Below are 22,048 nucleotides of genomic sequence, written 5' to 3'. Positions count from 1 at the left end.
GGGATCAGCCGCGCCTTGCCAGCATCAACTTCTTGATCTCGCCGATCGCCTTCGCCGGGTTCAGGCCCTTCGGGCAGGTCCGCGCGCAGTTCATGATCGTGTGGCAGCGGTAGAGCTTGAACGGGTCTTCCAGGTCGTCCAGGCGCGCGCCGGTGTCTTCGTCGCGCGAGTCGACGATCCAGCGGTAGGCCTGCAGCAGGATCGCCGGGCCCAGGTAACGGTCGCCGTTCCACCAATAGCTCGGGCAGCTGGTCGAGCAGCACGCGCACAGGATGCATTCGTACAGGCCGTCGAGCAGCGCGCGATCTTCCTTCGACTGCAGGCGTTCGCGATCCGGCGCCGGCGTCTGCGTGCGGATCCACGGCTTGATCGACGCGTACTGCGCGTAGAAGTGCGTCATGTCCGGCACCAGATCCTTCACCACCGCCATGTGCGGCAGCGGGTAGATCGGCACTTCGGCCTTGGTGCAGTCGGAGATCGCGCGCGTGCACGCCAGCGTGTTCGTGCCGTCGATGTTCATCGCGCACGAGCCGCAGATGCCTTCCCGGCAAGAGCGGCGGAAGGTCAGCGTCGGGTCGATCTCGTTCTTGATCTTGATCAGCGCGTCGAGAACCATCGGGCCGCAGGTGGCCAGGTCGACATCGTAGGTGTCGACGCTCGGATTCTTGCCGTCGTCCGGGTTCCAGCGATACACCTTGAAGGTGCGCACTTTCTTCGCGCCGGCGGGCGCGGGGAAGTGCCGGCCCTTGCCGATCTTCGAATTCTTCGGGAGCGTGAATTCAGCCATGGTTTCTCGTTCCCTGGGTCAGTAGACGCGCGGCTTGGGCGGCACGACTTCGACGTCGTTGCTGAGCGTGTACATGTGTACCGGGCGGTAGTCGATGCGCGTGTTGCCCGCATCGTCGACCCAGCACACGCTGTGCTTGTGCCAGTTCGCGTCGTCGCGTTCCGGGAAGTCCTCGCGCGCATGCGCGCCGCGCGATTCGGTGCGGTTCTCGGCGGACACGATCGTGGTCAGTGCCTGGCCCAGCAGGTTCTGCAGTTCCAGGGTTTCGATCAGGTCGGAGTTCCAGACCAGCGAGCGATCGCTGACCTTCACGTCGGCGAAGGACGCATTGATCTCACGGACCTTCGCCACGCCTTCGGCCAGCGTTTCGCCGGTACGGAACACCGCGGCGTCGGCCTGCATCGCACGCTGCATGTTGTTGCGGATCTCGGCCGTGGGCAGCGAGCCCTTGGCGTTGCGCAGGCGGTCGAAGTTGGCGAGCGACTGGTCGCATGCCGTGGTCTTCAGATCCTTGTGCGGCATGCCGGGCTTGATGGTCTCGGCGCAACGGTTGGCGACCGCGCGGCCGAACACCACCAGGTCGAGCAGCGAGTTGGAGCCCAGGCGGTTCGCGCCGTGCACCGACACGCACGCCGCTTCGCCGATCGCGTACAGGCCCTGCACCACCGCATCGGGATTGCCGTTGCGCAGTTGCACGACTTCGCCGTGATAATTGGTGGGGATGCCGCCCATGTTGTAGTGGACGGTCGGTAGCACGGGGATCGGTTCCTTCTCCACGTCCACGCCCGCGAAGATCTTCGCGCTCTCGGCGATGCCGGGGAGCTTTTCGTGGATGTCCTTCGGGTCCAGGTGCGTCAGGTCGAGGTTGATGTGGTCCTTCAGCGGGCCCACGCCGCGGCCTTCGCGGATCTCGATGGTCATCGAACGCGAGACGACGTCGCGCGAAGCGAGGTCCTTCGCGTTCGGCGCGTAGCGCTCCATGAAGCGCTCGCCGTTGCTGTTGCGCAGGATGCCGCCTTCGCCGCGCACGCCTTCGGTGATCAGGCAGCCCGCGCCGTAGATGCCGGTGGGATGGAACTGCACGAACTCCATATCCTGCAGGCCCAAGCCGGCGCGCAGCGCCATGCCGCCGCCGTCGCCGGTGCAGGTGTGCGCGGAGGTCGCCGAGAAGTACGCGCGGCCGTAGCCGCCGGTGGCGAGCACCACGCCGTGCGAACGGAACAGGTGCAGCGTGCCTTCGGCCATGTCCAGTGCGAGCACGCCGCGGCAGGCGCCCTCCTCGTCCATGATCAGGTCGAGCGCGAAGTATTCGATGAAGAACTGCGCTTTATGCGCGAGCGACTGCTGGTACAGCGTGTGCAGGATCGCGTGGCCGGTGCGGTCGGCGGCCGCGCACGTGCGCTGCGCGATGCCCTTGCCGTAATGCGTGGTCATGCCGCCGAAGGGACGCTGGTAGATGCGGCCGTCTTCGGTGCGCGAGAACGGCACGCCCTGGTGCTCGAGTTCGATGATCGCGGGGATGGCCTCGCGGCACATGTACTCGATCGCGTCCTGGTCGCCCAGCCAATCCGACCCCTTGATGGTGTCGTAGAAGTGGAAGCGCCAGTCGTCTTCGCCCATGTTGCCGAGCGCGGCGGAAATACCGCCCTGCGCGGCGACGGTGTGCGAGCGCGTCGGGAAGACCTTCGTCAGGCACGCGGTCTTCAGGCCTTTTTGCGCAAGGCCGAAGGTGGCGCGCAGGCCGGCGCCACCGGCGCCGACGACGATCATGTCGTACTTGTGTTCCTGGATCTTGTAGGCGGTCATTTGGGCTCAGGCCAGCAGCGCGATGCGGACGATCGCGAACAACGACGCGATCGCGCCGAGGGTGCACAGGAACAGGTTCAGCAGTTGGAGCGTGACTTCCCAGGCGCGCGTGTGCACGTAGTCTTCGATGACCACCTGGATGCCGAGCTTGGCGTGCCAGAACATCGCGACGAGGAAGGCGCCCATCAGGATCGCGTTCCAGGGACGGTGCAGCACGTCGATGGCGTGCTGGTAATCGCCGCCCACCATCGAAAGCAGCACCCACACCAGCCAGGGCACGAGCAGCGCGAGCGCGACGGCGGTGACGCGTTGCACCCAGAAGTGGCCGGTGCCGGTCTTGCCGGAGCCCAGGCCGCGGGCGCGTGCGAGCGGAGTACGCAGGTCGGTCATGGCTCAGGCGACTCCCAGTGCGAAGAACCACAGTGCGGCGGTGACGACCACCGTGAGCGCGAAGACGGTCCAGCCGGTCTTGTAGACGGAGGGAATGTCGTAGCCGTGGCCCGTATCCCACAGCAGGTGCCGCAGGCCATTGAACAGGTGGTAGACCAGGCACAGCGAGAAGGCGAAGGTGAACAACAGTCCGATCGGCGATCCCACGCAGGCCATCGCGCGCGCGCCGGACTCCGGGCCCATCGAGAGCATCACCAGGAACCAGGCCAACGCGAAGGCACCGACGACCAGGCCGATGCCGGTGGCGCGATGCAGGATCGACATCGTCATCGTGATCTGCCAGCGATACACCTGCAGATGCGGTGACAGGGGGCGTTGCGTCGCCATCGGGTCGTCTTCCTTACGTGATGTCAATCGGGTGCGGCGTCAGAAATCGATGCAGCGGCCGTTCTTTTCCCAGTCGCCGTAACGGACCGGGTCCAATCCCTTGCGCCCGCCGATCTCGACCGGTGGGCGAACGGGGTCCACGTCGTCGGCCGGGACAACCTGCGTGCCTTCGTGCGGCGCGACTGCACCATCGGGCAGCGCTCCGGCGTCGGTGTCGGGTTCGGATTGACCTATGATTCGCGGCGTCACAACCCCCGAAGTTTAAGTCCGCACCGGATGTCCCACAACCTAGCGCCCCCGCCCGCCCCGGCTTTCGCCCTTCCCGGCCACCGCGTGATCGCGCTCGAAGGGCGCGATGCCATCGCCTTCGCGCAAGCGCAGTGCATGAACGACGTGGAGGCAGCACGCGTCGGGCGATGGCAATGGAACGGGTGGCTGACCCCGAAAGGCCGCGTCATCGCGCTCTTCGCCCTGGCCCGCGTGGCCCAGGACACCGCGTGGCTCATCGTGCCCGACGTCGATGCGCACGCCCTTGCCGCGCAATTGCAGCGCTTCGTGCTGCGCCGCCAGTTGCAGGTGACGGTGCGCGACGATCTTCACGCGAGCGGCACCTTCGACGCGCCTTCGACGGCCGCCGGCGCCAGTTTCGCGGGCACGCCGGAGGACGGGATCGAATTCGACTTCGGTGGATTCGGGCTCAAGCGCACGCTGCGCATCGCGCCGGGCGGTGCATCGCCGGGCGATGGCGACGCCGAAACGCGCTGGCGCGCGGCCGATTTGCGCCTGGGCTTTCCGCGTTTGCCGCCTTCGCAAGCCGAGCAGTGGACGCCGCAAATGCTCTCGCTCGACCGCCTGCATGCCTTCAGCGTGAAGAAGGGGTGCTATCCGGGGCAGGAGATCGTGGCGCGCACGCACTTCCTCGGCCAGGTCAAACGCGGGCTGACGCTGTTCGAATGCCAGAGCGAGCCCGAAGCCGGCGCGAACGTCGACGTGGGCGCCGCGACGCTGGGCCAGGTCGTGAGCACCGCGCGCAATGGCGAAGGCTGGGTGGCGCTCGCGGTGTTGCCCGTCGAGCGCCCCGATGTGCCGGTGACGAGCAACGGCGTGACCTTGCGCGAACGCGCGTTGCTCGCCGGCCTCGCCCGCTAGCGGATCACGCCTTCGCGGCGAGCCGGTCGGCCGCCGCGACGATGTCCTCGTCCGACGGAATCACCAGGAAGGCGGCACCCGCGAGCGGCGTGAACGTATCGGCGCCGACCACGCGCTGGAACGGGCGCGCGCCGAACCCGCCTTCCACGATCGCGGTGACCACGCCCTCGCCCACGCCCGCGCTCTTGCGGCCTTCGTCGACGATGAGGATGCGCTTGGCGGACTTCGCCTGTGCGCGGATGAAGGTTTCGTTGAGCGGCACCAGCCAGCGCAGGTCGACCACGCGCGTCTTCCAGCCGTGCTTGCCTTCGATCTGCTTCGCCGCACGCAGCGACATCGGGACGCCGTTGCCGAAGGTGAAGATCACCAGGTCGTCGCCCTCGCCGTAAACGCGGCCTTCGCCGAGCTCCATCGCCTCGTTCGGCGCCGGGTATTCGGTGAGCCAGCCGCCGTCGCCGGGCTCGTGCAAATCCTTCGTCATGTACAGCGCGATCGGTTCGAGCAGCGCGCACACGCGCCCGTCGACCTGCGCGAGCGCGGCCAGCGTGCGCAGCATCGTCGCCGCATCGTCGCCGCGCGAAGGGCAGCCGACGACGAGACCCGGGATGTCGCGCAAGGCGGTGATCGAATTGTCGTTGTGGAAGTGCCCGCCGAACCCGCGCTGATACCCGAGCGACGCGATGCGCATCACCATCGGATTGCGGTACTGGCCGTTGCTGAAGAACTGCAGGCTCGCCGCTTCGCCGCGGATCTGGTCGCAGGCGTTGTGGAAATACGCCAGGTACTGGATTTCGGGGAACGGCAGCATCCCCATGTTCGCGTAACCCTGCGCAAGGCCCAGGATGATCGTCTCGTCGAGCAGCGTGTTGAACACGCGCTTTCCGGAAAACGCCTTCTGCAAGCCCTTGGTTACCGTGTACACGCCGCCCTTGAGCGCGACGTCTTCGCCGAACAGCAAAGCCTGCGGATACTTGGCGAACAGATCGTGCAACGCGTTGTTGATCTGGATCGCGAGATGGCGCGGCGCTTGTTTCTCCGGCAGCTTCGCTTCACCGCCGAAGGCCTGCTCGCGACGTGCGGCATCCGGCACGCGCGCGGCTTCCTTGCGCACGGCGTCGGGCGTGTACGGCGCGAGCGGCTTCATCACGTCGGCCAGGTCGGTCAGTCGCGGACGGCTGTCGGCGTCGTGGGCCGCGGCGAAACACTTCTTCCGCGTGTCTTCGTACAGCGCGAGGATGTCTTCCTTCGACATCAGGCCCGATTCGAGCGCGATCGCGGCCGAACGCAGCAACGGATCGGTCGCCTCCACCGCGCACAGTTCTTCGATCGAACGCCATTCGATTTCGAAGTCGGTGCCCGCGTGGCCCATGATGCGCGTGGTGCGCAGGTGCAGGAAGGTCGGGCGGCGCGTGCGGCGGCAATGTTCGACGGCGGCTTGCACCTGGCCATAGCCTTCGGCGAGGTCCAGGCCATCGGCGTAGAAGTAATCCAGGTCCGGGCGCTGCTGGAAGTTGCGCGCGACCCAGCCGCTCGGCGTCTTCACCGAAATGCCGATGCCGTTGTCTTCGCACACGAACAACACCGGCGCGGGGAGCTTCTGGTACGCGGTCCACGCCGCGGCATTGAACGCGGTCTGCGCGGTGGCGTGGTTGCTCGAGGCATCGCCGAAGGAACAGATCGCGATGCTGTCCTTCGGGATCGGAAGTTCATGCCCGATGCGCGGACCTTGTTCGATCGCGAGCGCGGTGCCCAGCGCCTTGGGCAGGTGCGAGGCGATCGTCGAAGTCTGCGGCAACACCCACAAGGGCTTGCTGCCCCACACCTTGTGGCGGCCGCCGCTCGCCGGATCGTCCTTGCTGGCCGCGAAGGACAGCGCCGAATCCATGATCGGGTCCATTCCCGGCAGCTTGCGGAAGCGCTCGGCCATGAAGCCGCCCGAACGGTAATGCAGGAACGCCGGATCGGTGTGGCGCGTCAGGCGCGCGACCATCGCGTTGCCTTCGTGGCCACTGGAACCGATCGTGTAGAAGACCTTGTTCTGCACGCGCAACACGCGCGCCATCAAGTCCAGATGGCGCGAAATCAACTGCGATTCGAAGATCTCGCGGAAGCCCTGCGCATCCAGCGCGCTGCCTTCGAGGATGGCTTCGTGCGGCGCGGGCGCGACATCGCGGTGGCCGTTCCAATCGCGCACGTATTCCTGGAAGTTGACGTCGCAGATTTCGGCGCGGTTGAGGCCCTTCATGCGGGCGGGGATCGGCTTGGCGGCGTTCATGGGGCGGCGTCTCTCGAGCGATTCTGGGGGGCGGTCCACGACGAGCGCAGACGACGCAACTGGGATTCCTGCTTGAACGCGAGCCCTGCGAAGAACAGCAGCAGGCCTGCGAGCACGGCGGCGATCATGCGCCACTGATTCACCGAGGCGTCCTGCGCCCTGGCGGCGGTGTCGTCGGCGTCATCGCCGATCGCCACGCTGTATTCCATGAGTTCGCGCACGCGGCGGACGTCGGCACGGACCTTCGCGTAATCGCGCGCGGGCACCTGGTCGGCCAGGCGGCGCCATTCGCCGACGATCTCCAGCTTGTCGCCGACCACGCGCACGACGCGATGGAAACGGAAATAGGCATTGGCGATGGTGGTGTCGTCGGGCGCGATGTCCCATCCACCCGCGAGGTGCGTGCGGACGGTTTGCCGCGCGTAGGCTGGACCCTCGAGCGCCATCGGCGTGCTGCGCTTGTCGAGGTCGAAGGCCGGCATCCAGTCGAGCAACTGGAACAGCACGATGTCGAAGCCGTTGCCCTCCTTCGCCGGCCAACGCATCACGTAGCGTTCGATCGCGCGCGCCGCGCCGGCGCCGCGGTCGTGCAGGCTCGGCGTGCGCGTGCTCTGCAAGTCGTCGTAGTACTTGCGCATGTAGCTGACGTACTGCTCGCCCAACTCGTCCTCGCCATCGGCGAAGGTGTCGCGGATGCCGTCGGCCTTCTCGTTGCGATAGTCGGTGACGATGGTGAAATCGGCGCGGAAGCCGTCGTGCGTCGTCGCAAGGTCGACGCGCTGGCCGACATCCACCAGCGGCGTGCGCGGTGCGGGCTGCGGGATGTCGACGAGGCGGTCGCAGGTGTCGCAGATCGGCAGGCCCAGGCGGAAGGGCAGCGGCGAGCGATCTTCGAGCGCACCGGTTTCGATATCGCGCGTGGGGTCGATCCAGACCGGCTTGCCGTCCAGGTGCGCGCGCACGACCACGTGGTCGAACGCGACTGCACTCGGCTGGCGGCTGGCGAGCGACTCGCGGCCTTCGGTGTCGACGAGCACGGGCTCGGCGACGATGCCGGCTTCGTGCAACAGCGCCGAGAGCAGCACGGCCTTGTCCTTGCAGTCGCCGAAGCGGCGCGCGACGACGGTTTCGGGCAGGTTCGGCTCGTGCGAATTCTTGCCCATGTCCAGCGCGGTGTAGCGGATCTCGCCTTCGACGAAGGCGATCGCGCGCAACATCGCCGCGCGTTTGTCGGTGTCGTGCAGCTGCAGGCGTTCCACCAGTTCGGCGGCGAGCGCGCGGTCGCGCAGGCGCGGGTTGTACATCGGCAGCGCCCATCGCACGACGTCGGACCAGCTGGAGGCGGTCGAAAGTTCGATGTCGCCGTAGGGGTCGAAGCTCGACGGCGTGTCGGGCTCGGTGCGCGTGCGCGGCAGGCGGCGCGCGGAGAATTCGACGAAACGCGCATCGCCGATCGCGCCGTCCTGTCGCAGGAAATCCGCCGGCGCACGCACGTGCAAGGGCCGCGCGGCCGGATATAGCGCGCGCACGCGGCGATAGGCGAGCGCCGAGTCGAAGCGCGCGGTGTAACTGCCGTGGTAATCGCCACCGAACACCGGGTTGTCGCCCACCACGCTGTAGCTGTAGTCGACGATGTCGCCCACGCGCAGGTCGGGCAAGGTGATGCTCAGCGTGTGCTCGCCGTCGTACATGGCCTGGTCGAGGTCTTCCTCGCGGCGCAGCACTTCGATGCGGGCCGAATTGCGACGGTCGCTGACCTGGCCACCGCGACGCACTTCGATCGCATGGATTTCGACGCGCTGGTATTCGGGCTGGTACCAGATTTCGATCTGGCCGCCGTCGGACAGCGCGCGCGCGTTGTCCAGGCGCGTGGCGATGCGGCGATAGGCGACGCGCTGCGGGCCGCGCACGTCGACCTGGTCGTCGAGCAGCAGGTAACGCGTGCCGTCGCCGGTGGGTTGCGCGTCGCCGGCATCGGGCAACGGGGCGTCCTTCACCCAGGCCGGCGCGGGCGCGAAGCGGTAATCGGCGGCCAGCGCGGGCAGCGCCAGGCAACACAGCAGCAACGCGAGCAGGAGGCGGCGCAACATCACGTCATCGCCGCCAGGCGCTCGCGCACGTCCGCGTCGTTCTCGGGCAGCGCCACGAAGTTTTCGGTGGCGCGCACGCGATCGAGCCAACCGCGCAGCACCGGATAGGGGTCGAGCGCGACGCCGCCCTCGCCCGCCACGGCCGTGTACGCGAACAAGGCGATATCGGCCACGCCGTACTGCGCGCCGGTGAACCAGGGGTGTTCGACCAGATGCCGTTCCATCACGCGCAGCGCATCGTGCGCACGTTCGCGCAAGCGCGGCAGATCCGCGCGACGCGGGGAATCCAGCGGCGTCCATCCGCAGATGAAGCGCGCGACCGCGACGTAGGGTTCGTGGCTGTATTGCTCGAAGAACATCCAGCGCAGCGCCTGCGCACGCTCCCACGCATCGGCCGGCAGGAAGGGCGTGCCGTCGGCGAGCCAGCACAGCATCGCGTTGGATTCGGTCAGCACCGCGCCGTCTTCGCGCACGAGCACGGGGACCTTGGCATTCGGATTGAGCGCGAGGAATTCGGGCGTGTGGGTCGCGCCCTGGTCGCTGCGCGTTTCCACCCACGTATACGGGCGGCGCAGTTGTTCGAGGAGCAACCGCACCTTGTGGCAGTTGCCCGAAGGCGAGAAGCCGTGGACGGTGAGCATGGCCATCAGCGGTTGCGCGCGCGCCATTGTTCGCGCGTCTGGCCCCAGATATCGATCACGACATCCTCGAACGGCGCCGGCAATTGCCCGCGCCCGAGATTGCGCGAGCCCAGGCGCTTGGCGAGTTCCTGCGAACCGACGTTGTCCAGGTCGATGGAATGGATCACGTCGGTCCAGCCGAGTTCGTCGAAGGCCCAGTCGATCGCGGCGACCGCCGCCTCGTACGCATAGCCCTTGCCCCACGCGGCGCGGCGCAAGGCCCAGCCCACTTCGGTGCCGGGCCAGCCTTCGGGATGCCATGGACCGATGTTGCCGATCCATTGGTTCGAGGATTTCTCGATCACGGCGAACATGCCGAAGCCCTGCACCGCCCATGCGCCGGGCATCTGCAGGAACTTGCGCCAGGCCGCCGCGCGCGGCGAGGTGCCGCCGATGTAACGGCACGCTTCTTCGTCCTGCTGCAACTCCGCGAAATATTCGAAGTCTTCCGCGCGTTGCACGCGCAGCACCAGGCGATCGGTCTCGATGCGGGTGTCCAGGCGCGACACGGGCGTCAGAACGCGCTGATGCCCGTGAGTTCGCGGCCGATCACCAGCTGGTGCACGGTCTCCGTGCCTTCATAGGTGATCACCGACTCGAGGTTGAGCGCGTGGCGGATCGCGCCGTGCTCGGTGGTGATGCCGGCGCCGCCGAGCAGGTCGCGGCATTCGCGCGCGATGTCGATGGCCATGCGGCAGTTGTTCCACTTCGCCAGCGAAACCTGCGCGGGCTGCATCTTGCCGGCGTCCTTCAGGCGACCGAGCTGCAGCACGAGCATCTGCGCCAGCGTGATGCGGCGGGCCATTTCGGCCATCTTGATCTGCGCGCTCTGCGTAGCGGCGACGGGGCGGCCGAAGAGCATGCGTTCCTTGGTGTAGTGCAGCACTTCGTCCAGGCACGCGATGGCCGCGCCGATCGGGCCCCAGGTGATGCCGTAGCGCGCCTGCGTCAGGCAGCCGAGCGGACCCTTCAGGCCCTTCACGTTCGGCAGGCGGTTGGCTTCGGGCACGCGCACGTTGTCGAAGAACAGCGCGCTGGTCACCGAAGCGCGCAGCGACATCTTGTGCTTGATCTCCTGCGCGGCGAAGCCGGCCATGCCCTTCTCGACGATGAAGCCCTGGATGCCGTCGTCGGTCTGCGCCCACACGATCGCGATGTCGGCGAGGTTGCCATTGGTGATCCACATCTTCGAACCGTTGAGGACCCAGTCCTCGCCGTCGCGGCGCGCATTGGTCTTCATGTTGGCCGGGTCGGAGCCGCCCTGCGGTTCGGTCAGGCCGAAGCAGCCGATCACCTTGCCCGCGGCCATGTCCGGGAGCCAGCGCGTGCGCTGCTCTTCGGTGCCGTAGGCGAAGATCGGATACATGCACAGCGAGGACTGCACGCTGACGAAGCTGCGGATGCCGCTGTCGCCGCGTTCGAGTTCCTGGCAGATCAGGCCGTAGCTGACGGCGTTGAGGCCGGCGCAGCCGTACTTTTCGGGCAGCGAGGAACCGAGCAGGCCGAGTTCGGCGATTTCGCCCACCAGCTCGCGCGGGAAGCGGCCCTGGTCGAAGGCATCGCCGATGATCGGGATGACGCGTTCGTCGGTGAAACGCGCGACCGTGTCCTGGACGGCGCGCTCCTCTTCGCTGAGCAGGGAGCGGACGTCGTACAGATCGTAGGGATGCAGGGCCATGGGGGGCTTGGGTGCGGACGGAAGCCCGACATTGTAGGTAAAAAAATGGGGCCGGATCGCTCCGGCCCCATCTGGTAACGGTTTCCGCTTGTCCGGCCTTAGCCGTTGTCGTTGCTGCCCGCGGCCGAGGCGACCTGCGTCATGACCTGCCCGTCCACCACCGGCAGGCGCTGGCCGGGCTTCTCGTCCATGCGGACGGTGTGTTCCTGGCCTTCATAGCGGTAGGTCACGTCGTAACCGACGGTCCGGGACTCGCTGCCCAGCGAGATGCGGCTGCCCGGCTTGTCGCCGGTCCGCATGGTGCCGGTGGTGCCGTCCGGGTTGCGGTAGGTCACGTTCCACGCCACGGTCCGCGAGGACTGCGAGGTCGAGGTCTCGGTGTGGCACTGGCGCTCGGTCTTGTCGACCACCTTGCCGCCCACGTGGCGCTTGTCGATCTCGCGACCGGCGAAGCCACCGGCCACCGCACCGGCGACGGTCGCGGCCTTCTTGCCGTTGCCGCTGCCGACCTGGTTGCCCAGCAGGCCGCCCACCACCGCGCCGACGACCGTACCGCCGACGTTGCCGTCGCGTTCCGGGGCGCGTTCCTGCACGACGACGTCCTGGCAGACCTCGTGCGGCGAGGAGGTGGTGCTGGTTTCCTTGATCGGCTCGGTGCCGATGACCTGCGCGTAGAGCTTTTCCGACTTCTTGATCGGCTGCACGCCGATCACGTCGGCGTATTCGACCTTCGGGTTGGCCTGCACGCCGGTCTCGTCGAGCGGCTGGTCGGCCGCCGCGTCGGCCGGGTTGGCGGCCAGCGACGGCGCGGGCTGCACGTCGGCGGCGACGTCGGCCTTGCCGCGGTTGTTCATGAAGGCTGCGGTGGCCACGCCACCCACGAGCAGCGCAGCGAGGGCAATGGCGAGAGTGTTGTTCTTCAACATGGCGGTAGGCCTCCTTCGGCCTTCTTCGTACTTGCTTCGGCGGCACGAGCGCCGGCGTCGGAAAAGATTCCAACACTTCCTTCCTGAACGGCCACCCCGCAATTTGACAACTTCTTAACCGAATCGTGAAGCACGGCACGATCGCTGCAGGCTGCATGCTAGCGTTGGATGAACGCAGCATTCAGGAGCGCCCCGTCGATGCCCAACCCCATCACCAACCGGTTGCTCGGGTTTCTGTCGAAACTGAGTTTCCCGCGCCTGTTCCTCATCACCGCGGCCTTGTTCGTGCTCGACACGGCGATCCCCGACTTCATTCCCTTCGCCGACGAAATCCTCCTCGGCCTGGGCACCTTGTTGCTCGCAGGCCTGCGCAAGCGCAAGGCACCGGACGTCATCGAGACGCCCCGCCGCTGATGTACGCGCTGGTCGATACGCACTGTCATCTCGACGTTGCGGAGTTCGACGCCGACCGCGACGCCGTCGTCGCGCGTGCGCGAGAAGTCGGCGTCACGCGTCAGATCGTTCCGGCCATTCAAGCGAACACTTGGCCGGCATTACGCGACGCATGTGCCCGGGACGCGGGCTTGTTTCCGGCCTACGGGCTGCATCCGATGATGATCGCTGCGCATCGCGAAGCCCATTTGCGCGAGCTGCGCGATTGGATCGAACGCGAGCGTCCAGTCGCCATCGGGGAATGCGGGCTGGATTTCTGGGTCGAAGATCTGGATCGCGATGTCCAGGCGACGTTCTTCGATGCGCAATTGGTGTTGGCGCGCGAGTTCGACCTGCCCGTCATCGTGCATGCGCGACGTGCCGTGGATGCGGTGATGGCGGCGATCAAGCGCGTCGGCAACTTGCGCGGTGTGATCCACAGTTACGCCGGCAGCGAGGAGCAGGCGCGGCAGCTCGCGGATCTGGGGTTCCTTATCGGTATCGGGGGGCCGGTGACGTATGCGCGTGCCAATCGCGTGCGGCGCGTGGCGGCCAGCGTACCGTTGGAAACGCTGCTATTGGAAACCGATGCGCCGGATCAACCCGATTGCGGGCATCGCGGGCAGCGGAACGAGCCTGCGCGCATGGTGCGGGTGTTGGAGACGGTCGCAGAGTTGCGCGGGGAAGATCCGGGGGTCATTGCGAAAGCGACGACTTGGAACGCAGAGAGGTTGTTTGGGTTGGGTTGATGCAGCCTCCAGAGCGGCGCAGCGGCGCGCCGTATCGAAGGCCATATTGCTCCGCAAGGGCGCACGCTCCGCAATGTGGCCTTCAATACGACGTCCACTGCGCACCACGCTTCGGGTTGCGCGACAGCATCGGATGATTCGGTTCGTCGCGATTTGATCGGGCCCGTGTACAGCCAGCACACCAGACGGGCGGCGCCTCGCGCCTCGAGGACATCTCGGAGCCGAGCTCCAGTCGCGCGTTCTCCTCGATGTCCTCTCTGGCGCATCGGCGCCTTCGCGGCGATCTGTATTTTGTCTTTCGCTAGATGAAGACTAGGGGGCCTTGACCTTCAACAAAACTTCCATCGCCTTTCCCACCGCCGCGAACGCAAACGCGCCGGTGACATGCGTGGCGGCACCCAGGCCTGCACCGCAATCCAGTTTCAACGCCGCATCGGCCTCCATCTGCGGTCGTATGCCGCACACGCTGCCGTCGGCTTGCGGATATTTCACGTTTTCCAGCGAGTAGACCGCCGAAATTCCGAAGTACCGGTCCTTGCTGCGCGGGAAGTTGAACTCGCCGCGCAGCTTCTTGCGGATCAGCGAGAGCATCGCATCGTGTTCGGTGCGCGAGAGGTCGCGGACGCGGATTTGCGTGGGGTCGGTGCGGCCGCCGGCCGAGCCGACGGTGATCATCGGCAACTTGCGGCGCCGGCACCAGGCGATCGAGGTCACCTTCGTCCGGAAGCTGTCGCAGGCATCCAACACCAGGTCGAAGTTGCGATCGAGCAAGGTGTCGAGGTTGCTCGCCGTCAGGAAGTGCTGCACGGGATCGACGTCGATCTGCGGGTGGATCGCCCGCACGCGTTCGGCCATGACTTCGGCCTTGTTGCGGCCGTAGTTCCCGGCCAGCGCGGGCAGCTGGCGATTGGTGTTCGACACGCACAGGTCATCCGCGTCGACCAGCGTCAGGTGCCCGACGCCCGAACGTGCCAACGCCTCGGCCGCCCACGCGCCCACGCCGCCCAGGCCGATGACGGCCACGCGCCGCGTGTCCAGGCGCTCCACCGCGCCGCGCCCATAGAGCCGGTCGATGCCGGCGAAACGATCCCGCAAGTCCTGTCGCATACCGCGCATTCTACTGAAGCCACGCCTGCGGCCCCGGCCCTCTGCTACCCTCGCCGCCACACCATCCACGCAGGAGCACGGACATGGCAGGCACCGGGGCGCGTTACTTCTTCCTCTTCCTTGTCGGCCTGGTGGTGGGCGCCATCCTCACCGTGATGGGCATTCGCACGTGGCAGGCGCGGCAGGATCCTTTCCCCGATGCGCTGATGCACGTGCAGCAATGGCATGCGGTGCAACTGAAGAACAACCTCGAGGCCAACCGCTGCAACGCGACCGACACGCTGCCGCACTTCAATGCGTTGCGGCTGACCGCCGACGACATCGAAGCTGCCTTCCCCGACCTGCGCGACGACGCGCGATTCACCAAGGCCGCCGGCGGTTTCCGCGCCGCACTGGATGCCGCGCGCGCGAATCCGCCGCTCACCTGCCCCGCCCTGGCCAAGACGATGGAGTCCATCGGCAACGCGTGCAAGGCGTGCCACCAGGATTTCCGCGGTTGATATTGCAAGCCTGATCGCGTCGCTGATTGCGTTGCTGAAGATCCGGCAACTGAACATGCGCTGATGCGCGCGCGGCGAAACCCGCGCGCTTGATGCCCTGTTCACCGCGCGACTCACAGCATCGGTGCCGGACAAACACCGACAGGAGAGTCGCATGAAGATGCACATGCTTGCTGCAGCCGCCGTCGCCACCCTCGCGCTCGCGGGCTGCGCATCGACGTCGCCGTCGTACAACGGCACGTCTGGTTACAACACGCCGCCGCCTGCGCAGAGCTGCTACGACTGCGGCACGGTCACGCGCATCGACGCGGTGGGTTCGCAGCAGACCAGTGGCACCACGGGCGCGGTCCTGGGTGGCGTGGTCGGTGCGGTCGCGGGCCATGAGCTGGCGAAGAACACGAGCAACGGCAAGCAGAATGCCGCCACGGTCGCCGGCGCGGTCGGCGGCGCGGTCGCCGGCTCGGCGATCCAGAAGAACATGAACAAGGCGCAGAGCTACAACGTCTATGTGCGCATGGACAACGGCAACACGGTCACGCTCAACCAGACCGATGTCGGCGGAATCCGCGAAGGCGCGTATGTGCGCGTCTACAACGGCCGCGCCTGGGCGAACTGATCAGCGAACCAGCCCCAAGTTCGTCCTTGTTCGAGGCCGCCTGCGGGCGGCCTCTTTTTTGCATTTTCTTCACGCGCGCTTCGCGCATATGCCGCCGGCAGGGTTCCAACCACCCAAGGGGTTCCGATCGCATGAAACTGTCCGTCAGCCAGACCGTCGTCGCATCCGCCCTCCTCGCCGGTTCGATCGCAGCGGTCTCCACCGCCGCACCGCCCACCGCGCGCAGCAATCCGCTGCAGGTCAGCATGGTCGCCGCCACCGGCAAGGCCAGCGACTTCCTCGGCGCCGTCGAAGTGCGCATCACCAATACCAGCCGCAATACGGTGCGCGTGCCGAAGTGGCAGCTGCCGTCGGATTTCCTCGAAGCCCGCCTGTTCCAGGTGAGCCGTGACGGCAAGCCCGTGCAGTACGAAGGTCCGCTGGTGAAGCGCGGCCTGCCGACCGCGGCGGACTTCGCGATCATTCGCCCGGGCCAAACCTACATCGCGAAAGTGGATCTGTCCGCTGCCTACGATCTGGCGCAGACCGGCCAGTACACGGTGACCTTCGCCTCGCCGCTGCAACACGCCTCTCTCTCGGGTGGCGCGATGCTGCGCCAGGCCTCCGGCGCGCCGATGATCGCGCGCTCGGCGCCCCTGCGCCTGTGGGTCGACGGCCGCGACCAGTTGCTCGGCAAGGCTGGCGGCAATGGTGCGAAGAAGCCGCCGACCGGTGGTGGCGGCACCGTCGTCAACGGCGTGAGCTACGTCGGTTGCACGACCTCGCAGATCAGCACCGCGGGCAGCGCGGTCAACAGCGCGCGCACGTACACCGAAAACGCGAAGGGCTATCTCAACGCCGGCACGGCGGGCCCGCGCTACACGACGTGGTTCGGGACCTACACGTCCACGCGCTACAACACGGCCAAGTCGCACTTCACCTCGATCGACGCAGCGATGGACCAGAGCGCCGGCCAGGTGAAGATCAACTGCGGCTGCAACCAGAGCTACTACGCCTACGTGTATCCGACGCGCCCCTACGAAATCTTCGTCTGCCGCGCGTTCTGGAGTGCGCCGCTGACGGGCACCGATTCCAAGGCCGGCACGCTCGTGCACGAGATGAGCCACTTCAACGTCACCGCCAGCACCGACGACCACGTCTACGGCCAGGCCGGCGCGAAGAACCTGGCGATCACCGATCCGGCCTCGGCGCTGGACAACGCCGACAGCCACGAATACTTCGCGGAGAACAACCCGTTCCAGAACTGAGGCAAGATGCGGGAAACCGAACCCGGCCGAAAGGCCGGGTTTTTCGTGCAACCAGAGAACCCAGATGACCCAGCAAGCGTTGCTCTACGCCATCGCCGCCCTGCTCGTCCTCGTCGGCCTGGCCGGCGTGATCCTGCCGGCCCTGCCCGGATTGCCCCTGGTCTTCGCCGGCATGTTGCTCGCCGCATGGGCGGGCAATTTCCAGGAAATCGGATGGGTCACGCTCGTCGTGCTCGGCCTGATGACCGCGGTGTCGTTCGTGATCGACTTCTGGGCCACCGCGCATGGGGCCAAGCGTGTCGGCGCGAGCAAGCAGGCCATCTGGGGCGCGATCCTGGGCACCTTCGCGGGCCTGTTCGTGATGCCGCCGCTGGGCTTGTTCATCGGTCCGTTCGTGGGCGCGCTCATCGGCGAGTTGATCCACGGCCGGGAAATCCGGCAAGCCGCGAAGGTCGGCTTCGGCACGTGGCTGGGCATCGTGCTGGGCATCGTGCTGAAGCTGGGGCTGGCTTTCGCGATGCTCGGGGTGTTCGCGTTCGCCTGGTTCTTCTAGAACGCCGCGTCCAATTCACGCGGGGGCTGCGGCCGCTTCTTTACCGTCATCCGCTCCCATGGACCCGGGGCGCGCGATGCGCTGGAGCAAGACCCGCATGCTGACCGTTGTCATCGTCACCATCCTCGTGACCGGTTTGGCCGTCATCCTCGGCCTGAACTTCGTCAAGCCGGAAAAACAGATCCAACGCAAGGTCGAACACCGGTACGCGGTGGCCGACCCGCAGTTCCGTCGCGAGATGGGGGTGCTGCTCGGCCCGGCGATCCTGTCGCACAACGTGATCAAGGACCTGCAGAACGGCGACGAAATCTTCCCCGCGATGCTCGAAGGCATCCGCGGCGCGAAGAAGACGATCAGCTTCGAAACCTACATCTACTGGGAAGGCCAGATCGGCCGCGATTTCGCCGCCGCGCTGTGCGAGCGCGCCAAGGCCGGCGTGCAGGTCCACGTCACCATCGACTGGGCCGGCAGCTACAACATGGAAGAATCGCTGCTCGACCAGATGAAGCAGGCCGGCGTGCACGTCGTGCGCTATCGCCCGCTGCATTGGTACAACCTGGCGCGCATGAACAATCGCACCCATCGCAAGCTGCTGATCATCGACGGGCGCGTGGGCTTCACCGGCGGCGTGGGCATCGGTGATCCGTGGAAGGGCCATGGACAGGACAAGGACCACTGGCGCGACATGCATTTCCGCGTCGAAGGCCCGGTCGTCGCGCAGTTCCAGGCGGCGTTCAACGACAACTGGATCAAGACCACGGGCGAAGTGCTCAACGGCCCCGACAACTTCCCGGCGCTGGAAAGCGCCGACGGCATGGACGCGCACCTGTTCATCAGCTCGCCCAACGGCGGCAGCGAAAGCATGCACCTGATGTACCTGATGGCGATCGCGGCGGCCGAACATTCCATCGACCTGGAAGCGGCGTACTTCATTCCCGACGAATTGATCACCAACGCCTTGCTCGCGGCACGCAAGCGCGGCGTGCGCGTCCGCGTGATCGTGCCGGGCAAGAACACCGATTCGGACGCCGCGCGCCATGCCTCGCGCATGGATTGGGGCCCATTGTTGCAGGCCGGCATCGCGATCAGCGAATTCGAACCGACCATGTTCCACAACAAGATGATGATCGTGGACAAGGAGATGACGTCGGTGGGTTCGACCAACTTCGACCTGCGCAGCTTCCGCCTCAACGACGAGGCGAGCCTCAACGTCTATGACACTGCGTTCGCCGAGCACATGACGCAGATCTTCGAGCAGGACCTGACCAAATCGAAGGGCTATACCTACGAGATGTGGGAGAAGCGACCGCTGAAGGAGAAGTTCATCGAGCGCGTGATCCTGCCGATCCGCTCGCAGCTGTAGACTGGCGGGGCCTTTCCGACGCCACGACGGTTGCGAATGACCCGATCGATCGCCGCGCGCCTTGCGCCCCTGCTGTTGCTGTTGTCCCTGGGTGTCCATGCCCGCACGCCGGCCCCGGTGCTGCCCTCGGCCGCCACGTCGGTCCCCGGCGCCGTCGACGCGACCGACCGCGCGCTCGACAAGCGCGTGGAAGCGCGCCTGGCCTCGCAACCGCAACTGGCCGACGTGGAAGTCAGCGTGATCAATCGCGTCGCGATGCTGCATGGCGAAGCGGTGACCAAGGCCGACATCGACATGGCGGGCGCCATCGCCGCGGAGACCGCCGGCGTGACGGGCGTGGAGAACCGCGTCGTGCTGAGCACGAAGTTGTCCGATCGCTTCCAGGTGGCGGTGCGGGCGGTGGGCGACAAACTCGTGCGCCTGGTGGCGGCCACGCCCCTGCTCGTCATCGCGATGGCGATCGTGTTGCTCGCCGCGTGGATCGGCCGCGGCCTCTCGCGCCGCATGCGCTGGATGGCGCGCGTGCACAGCAACAACCCCTACATGGAAGCCCTGCTCCGTCGCCTGGTGCAGGGCGCGATCACGCTGGTCGGCATCCTGGTCGCGCTGGACCTGCTGGGCGCGTCCTCGCTCGTCGGCGCGGTCCTCGGCTCGGCGGGCGTCATCGGCCTGGTGCTCGGTTTCGCGTTCAAGGACATCGCGGAGAACTACATCGCCGGCATCCTGCTCAGCCTGCGCCGGCCCTTCGCGCCGGGCGACCACGTGGTCGTGGATCGCGTGCACGAAGGCAAGGTCGTCGCGCTGACCTCGCGCACCACCCTGCTGATGACGCTCGACGGCAACCAGGTCGCGCTGCCCAACGCGCTGGTGTTTCGTTCGGTGGTCCTCAACTACACGGAAAATCCGAAGCGCCGCTTCGACTTCATCGTGCCGCTGGATCCGAATGCATCGGTGGGTGATGCGCTCCGGCTCGGCCTGGAGCGTTTGCGCGGGATCAAGGGCGTGCTCGAGGATCCCAAGCCCAACGCGCTGATCGTCGAATACCTGCACGACCAGTTGAAGGCGCAGTTCCTGGGCTGGGTCGACCAGCGCGAAAACAGCGTGCCGCGCGTGCGCAGCGAAGCGATGCGTGCGGTCAAGTCCGCGCTCGACAAAGGCGGCGTGCGCCGCGCCGGCACGCCGGCGCCCGCGGTGGCGCCGTCCGCGCCGACGGTGGAACACGCGATGCACGTCGACACCTCGAAGGACAAGGAAATCGACGCGCAACTGGCCGAAGCGCAGCGCAAGTCCGAAGACGTGAACCTGCTCGACGACAAGAACCCCGCGTCGCCGGAGTGAGGCGCTACTCCCCGTACATCAGCCAGTGGCGCGCGACGAACTCGTCGTTGGTCACGTAGACCTGCACGCCGCGTTCGCTGGCGAGGATCGAACCGTGCTCGCTGCCCTGCAGGTCGTCCTGCAGTTCGACGAAGGCGGTGCGGATCGCGCCGAAGCCGGCGTCGGCCATCGCGGCGATGACATCGTCGACCTGCTCCAGCGGCACGGTGCCGTCGAGGTCTTCGACCACCAGCAGCCGCGTGGCGCCGTGCGCGCGGCAATACGCGCCGAGCATCTGCCACATGGCGATGGAGACCTCCAGGCTGTCGCGGCCTTCGTGCACGTAGGCGCGCACGTAGCCGTGGTGCTGTTCGAATCGCACCTTGAAGGGCTGGCCGGCGGCGGCGTGTTCGACGAGCGTCGGGGCGATCAAGCGACCACCACCGGGATTTTCCCGATGCGCGCCTGCCATTCCTTCGGGCCGGTCGCGTGGACCGACGTCCCGCTGGCATCCACCGCCACCGTGACCGGCATGTCCTGCACGGTGAATTCGTAGATCGCTTCCATGCCGAGGTCTTCGAAGGCGACGACCTTCGCGGCCTTGATCGCCTTGGAGACCAGGTAGGCCGCGCCGCCGACCGCCATCAGGTAGGCCGAGCCGTGCTTGCGGATCGCCTCGATCGCGACCGGGCCGCGTTCGGCCTTGCCGACCATGCCCAGCAGGCCGGTCTGCGCGAGCACCTGTTCGGTGAACTTGTCCATGCGCGTGGCGGTGGTCGGGCCGGCGGGGCCGACGACTTCGTCGCGCACCGGATCGACGGGACCGACGTAGTAGATGAAACGGCCGCGCAGGTCGACCGGCAAGGACTCGCCGCGATTCAACATTTCGACGATGCGCTTGTGCGCGGCATCGCGACCGGTGAGCAGCTTGCCGTTGAGCAGCAGCACTTCGCCCGGTTGCCAGGTCGCGAGGTCGTCCTTCGTCAGCGTATCCAGGTCGACGCGGCGGCCCTTGGAGGCGTCGTAGGTGAGCTTCGGCCAATCTTCCAGCGAAGGCGGCTGAAGCATCACCGGCCCGCTGCCGTCGAGTACGAAGTGCGCGTGGCGCGTGGCGGCGCAGTTGGGGATCAATGCGATCGGCAGGTTCGCCGCGTGCGTCGGGTAATCCTTCACCTTGATGTCGAGCACGGTGGTCAGGCCACCCAGGCCCTGCGCGCCGATGCCCAGCGCGTTGACCTTGTCGTAGAGCTCCAGGCGCAATTCCTCGGCGCGGTTGGATGCGCCGCGCGCCTGCAGCTCGACGATGTCGATCGGCTCCATCAGCGCTTCCTTCGCCAGCAGCATCGCCTTCTCGGCGGTGCCGCCGATGCCGATGCCGAGCATGCCCGGCGGGCACCAGCCGGCGCCCATCGTCGGCACGGTCTTGAGCACCCAATCGACGATGGAATCGGAGGGATTGAGCATCGCGAACTTCGACTTGGCTTCCGACCCGCCGCCCTTGGCCGCGACGATCACCTCGACCGTGTTGCCCGGCACGACGCGGACGTTGACCACGCCGGGCGTGTTGTCCTTCGTGTTGGTGCGCTTGCCGGCCGGATCGGCGAGCACGCTGGCGCGCAGCTTGTTGTCGGGATGGTTGTAGGCGCGGCGCACGCCTTCGTGGACCATCTCCTCCACGCCCATCGTGGCGTCGTCCCAGCGGATGTCCATGCCGATGGTGAGGAAGACCGTGACGATGCCGGTGTCCTGGCAGATCGGGCGGTGGCCTTCGGCGCACATGCGCGAATTGATCAGGATCTGGGCGATCGCGTCCTTCGCGGCCGCGCTCTGCTCGCGCTCGTAGGCGGCCGACAGGTTCCGGATGTAGTCGACGGGGTGGTAGTAGGAGATGTACTGCAGGGCGTCGGCGACCGACTGGATCAGGTCTTCCTGGCGGATCGAAACGGGGCCTGCGGGACGGACGGAAGGCGAAACTTGGGTCACGGGACAACCGGGG

At 66.8% G+C, this 22,048-nt stretch carries 23 protein-coding genes; 9 read left to right on the top strand and 14 right to left on the bottom strand.

Annotated elements, in window-relative coordinates; genetic code table 11:
• Positions 1 to 4: 4 nt before the first annotated feature.
• Genes AB4059_RS00205 through AB4059_RS00185 form a run of 5 tightly spaced genes read right to left on the bottom strand, consistent with a single transcriptional unit; the run spans position 5 to position 3,619 of the window.
• A complete protein-coding gene (locus AB4059_RS00205; protein WP_498963115.1) occupies positions 5 to 787 on the bottom strand; it encodes a succinate dehydrogenase iron-sulfur subunit in 783 nt (260 codons plus the stop codon).
• An 18-nt stretch (positions 788 to 805) separates the two neighbouring features.
• The gene (sdhA, locus tag AB4059_RS00200) at positions 806 to 2,593 is read right to left on the bottom strand and encodes a succinate dehydrogenase flavoprotein subunit (RefSeq protein WP_498975474.1); all 1,788 of its coding nucleotides are present in this window, start codon (positions 2,591 to 2,593) and stop codon (positions 806 to 808) included.
• 6 nt (positions 2,594 to 2,599) lie between these two features.
• Positions 2,600 to 2,983: a succinate dehydrogenase, hydrophobic membrane anchor protein gene (sdhD, locus tag AB4059_RS00195; protein ID WP_498975472.1), complete on the bottom strand. Its 384-nt coding sequence runs from the start codon at positions 2,981 to 2,983 to the stop codon at positions 2,600 to 2,602.
• 3 nt (positions 2,984 to 2,986) lie between these two features.
• Positions 2,987 to 3,370, bottom strand: coding sequence for a succinate dehydrogenase, cytochrome b556 subunit (gene sdhC / locus AB4059_RS00190; protein ID WP_498975470.1), 384 nt, complete (start codon positions 3,368 to 3,370; stop codon positions 2,987 to 2,989).
• A gap of 39 nt (positions 3,371 to 3,409) precedes the next feature.
• A complete protein-coding gene (locus AB4059_RS00185; protein ID WP_498975468.1) occupies positions 3,410 to 3,619 on the bottom strand; it encodes a DUF1674 domain-containing protein in 210 nt (69 codons plus the stop codon).
• Positions 3,620 to 3,703: 84 nt separating this feature from the next.
• Between AB4059_RS00185 and ygfZ the strand changes: the two genes are divergently transcribed.
• On the top strand, positions 3,704 to 4,519 hold the full coding sequence (gene ygfZ, locus AB4059_RS00180; RefSeq protein ID WP_498975465.1) for a CAF17-like 4Fe-4S cluster assembly/insertion protein YgfZ: 816 nt from the start codon (positions 3,704 to 3,706) through the stop codon (positions 4,517 to 4,519).
• Between the two features lie 4 nt (positions 4,520 to 4,523).
• Here ygfZ and AB4059_RS00175 read toward each other — a convergent pair whose 3' ends face one another.
• From AB4059_RS00175 to AB4059_RS00150, 6 genes are all read right to left on the bottom strand, one after another.
• Positions 4,524 to 6,794, bottom strand: coding sequence for a thiamine pyrophosphate-dependent enzyme (locus AB4059_RS00175; protein WP_498975463.1), 2,271 nt, complete (start codon positions 6,792 to 6,794; stop codon positions 4,524 to 4,526).
• A complete protein-coding gene (locus tag AB4059_RS00170; RefSeq protein WP_498975461.1) occupies positions 6,791 to 8,884 on the bottom strand; it encodes a DUF3857 domain-containing transglutaminase family protein in 2,094 nt (697 codons plus the stop codon). Before AB4059_RS00170 ends, AB4059_RS00175 begins: the two co-directional genes overlap by 4 nt.
• Positions 8,884 to 9,531, bottom strand: coding sequence for a glutathione S-transferase family protein (locus tag AB4059_RS00165; protein WP_498975459.1), 648 nt, complete (start codon positions 9,529 to 9,531; stop codon positions 8,884 to 8,886). The genes AB4059_RS00170 and AB4059_RS00165 overlap by 1 nt, the downstream gene beginning before the upstream one ends.
• Positions 9,531 to 10,073: a GNAT family N-acetyltransferase gene (locus AB4059_RS00160; RefSeq protein WP_498975457.1), complete on the bottom strand. Its 543-nt coding sequence runs from the start codon at positions 10,071 to 10,073 to the stop codon at positions 9,531 to 9,533. The genes AB4059_RS00165 and AB4059_RS00160 overlap by 1 nt, the downstream gene beginning before the upstream one ends.
• A 5-nt stretch (positions 10,074 to 10,078) precedes the next feature.
• Positions 10,079 to 11,242 carry an acyl-CoA dehydrogenase family protein gene (locus tag AB4059_RS00155; protein ID WP_498975455.1) on the bottom strand — a complete coding sequence of 388 codons (1,164 nt, stop codon included), beginning with the start codon at positions 11,240 to 11,242 and terminating at the stop codon, positions 10,079 to 10,081.
• Between the two features lie 98 nt (positions 11,243 to 11,340).
• The gene (locus tag AB4059_RS00150; RefSeq protein ID WP_498975453.1) at positions 11,341 to 12,168 is read right to left on the bottom strand and encodes a glycine zipper 2TM domain-containing protein; all 828 of its coding nucleotides are present in this window, start codon (positions 12,166 to 12,168) and stop codon (positions 11,341 to 11,343) included.
• 198 nt (positions 12,169 to 12,366) lie between these two features.
• Here AB4059_RS00150 and AB4059_RS00145 point away from each other — a divergent pair, with 198 nt between their 5' ends.
• Both AB4059_RS00145 and AB4059_RS00140 read left to right on the top strand, forming a co-directional pair.
• Entirely contained in the window at positions 12,367 to 12,582 is a 216-nt protein-coding gene (locus AB4059_RS00145; RefSeq protein WP_498975451.1) for a DUF6116 family protein, read from the top strand.
• Entirely contained in the window at positions 12,582 to 13,349 is a 768-nt protein-coding gene (locus tag AB4059_RS00140; protein WP_498975449.1) for a TatD family hydrolase, read from the top strand. The genes AB4059_RS00145 and AB4059_RS00140 overlap by 1 nt, the downstream gene beginning before the upstream one ends.
• Before the next feature lie 312 nt (positions 13,350 to 13,661).
• Here AB4059_RS00140 and AB4059_RS00135 read toward each other — a convergent pair whose 3' ends face one another.
• On the bottom strand, positions 13,662 to 14,456 hold the full coding sequence (locus tag AB4059_RS00135; RefSeq protein WP_498975447.1) for a tRNA threonylcarbamoyladenosine dehydratase: 795 nt from the start codon (positions 14,454 to 14,456) through the stop codon (positions 13,662 to 13,664).
• An 83-nt stretch (positions 14,457 to 14,539) separates the two neighbouring features.
• Here AB4059_RS00135 and AB4059_RS00130 point away from each other — a divergent pair, with 83 nt between their 5' ends.
• The 6 genes from AB4059_RS00130 (at position 14,540) to AB4059_RS00105 (ending at position 20,073) form a co-directional block, all read left to right on the top strand.
• On the top strand, positions 14,540 to 14,956 hold the full coding sequence (locus AB4059_RS00130) for a hypothetical protein (protein WP_498975445.1): 417 nt from the start codon (positions 14,540 to 14,542) through the stop codon (positions 14,954 to 14,956).
• Positions 14,957 to 15,110: 154 nt separating this feature from the next.
• Complete coding sequence (locus AB4059_RS00125) at positions 15,111 to 15,572, top strand: glycine zipper 2TM domain-containing protein (protein WP_498963147.1); 462 nt, start codon at positions 15,111 to 15,113, stop codon at positions 15,570 to 15,572.
• Between the two features lie 131 nt (positions 15,573 to 15,703).
• Positions 15,704 to 16,819 carry a M35 family metalloendopeptidase gene (locus AB4059_RS00120; protein WP_498975443.1) on the top strand — a complete coding sequence of 372 codons (1,116 nt, stop codon included), beginning with the start codon at positions 15,704 to 15,706 and terminating at the stop codon, positions 16,817 to 16,819.
• A gap of 64 nt (positions 16,820 to 16,883) precedes the next feature.
• Entirely contained in the window at positions 16,884 to 17,372 is a 489-nt protein-coding gene (locus AB4059_RS00115) for a DUF456 domain-containing protein (RefSeq protein ID WP_498975441.1), read from the top strand.
• 97 nt (positions 17,373 to 17,469) lie between these two features.
• On the top strand, positions 17,470 to 18,735 hold the full coding sequence (locus tag AB4059_RS00110; protein ID WP_498975439.1) for a phospholipase D-like domain-containing protein: 1,266 nt from the start codon (positions 17,470 to 17,472) through the stop codon (positions 18,733 to 18,735).
• A 36-nt stretch (positions 18,736 to 18,771) separates the two neighbouring features.
• Positions 18,772 to 20,073, top strand: a complete 1,302-nt coding sequence (locus AB4059_RS00105; protein WP_498975437.1) for a mechanosensitive ion channel domain-containing protein — start codon at positions 18,772 to 18,774, stop codon at positions 20,071 to 20,073.
• Positions 20,074 to 20,077: 4 nt separating this feature from the next.
• Here the strand turns inward: AB4059_RS00105 and AB4059_RS00100 are convergent, their stop codons facing one another.
• Both AB4059_RS00100 and AB4059_RS00095 read right to left on the bottom strand, forming a co-directional pair.
• On the bottom strand, positions 20,078 to 20,485 hold the full coding sequence (locus AB4059_RS00100; RefSeq protein ID WP_498975435.1) for a hypothetical protein: 408 nt from the start codon (positions 20,483 to 20,485) through the stop codon (positions 20,078 to 20,080).
• Positions 20,482 to 22,035, bottom strand: a complete 1,554-nt coding sequence (locus AB4059_RS00095; protein WP_498975433.1) for a fumarate hydratase — start codon at positions 22,033 to 22,035, stop codon at positions 20,482 to 20,484. The genes AB4059_RS00100 and AB4059_RS00095 overlap by 4 nt, the downstream gene beginning before the upstream one ends.
• Between the last annotated feature and the right edge of the window lie 13 nt (positions 22,036 to 22,048).

This window comes from Lysobacter sp. 2RAF19, assembly GCF_052115395.1.
Lineage (GTDB): Bacteria > Pseudomonadota > Gammaproteobacteria > Xanthomonadales > Xanthomonadaceae > Noviluteimonas.
Note: the sequence above shows the minus strand (reverse complement) of the source record. Positions and strands in the feature narration are given on the sequence as shown.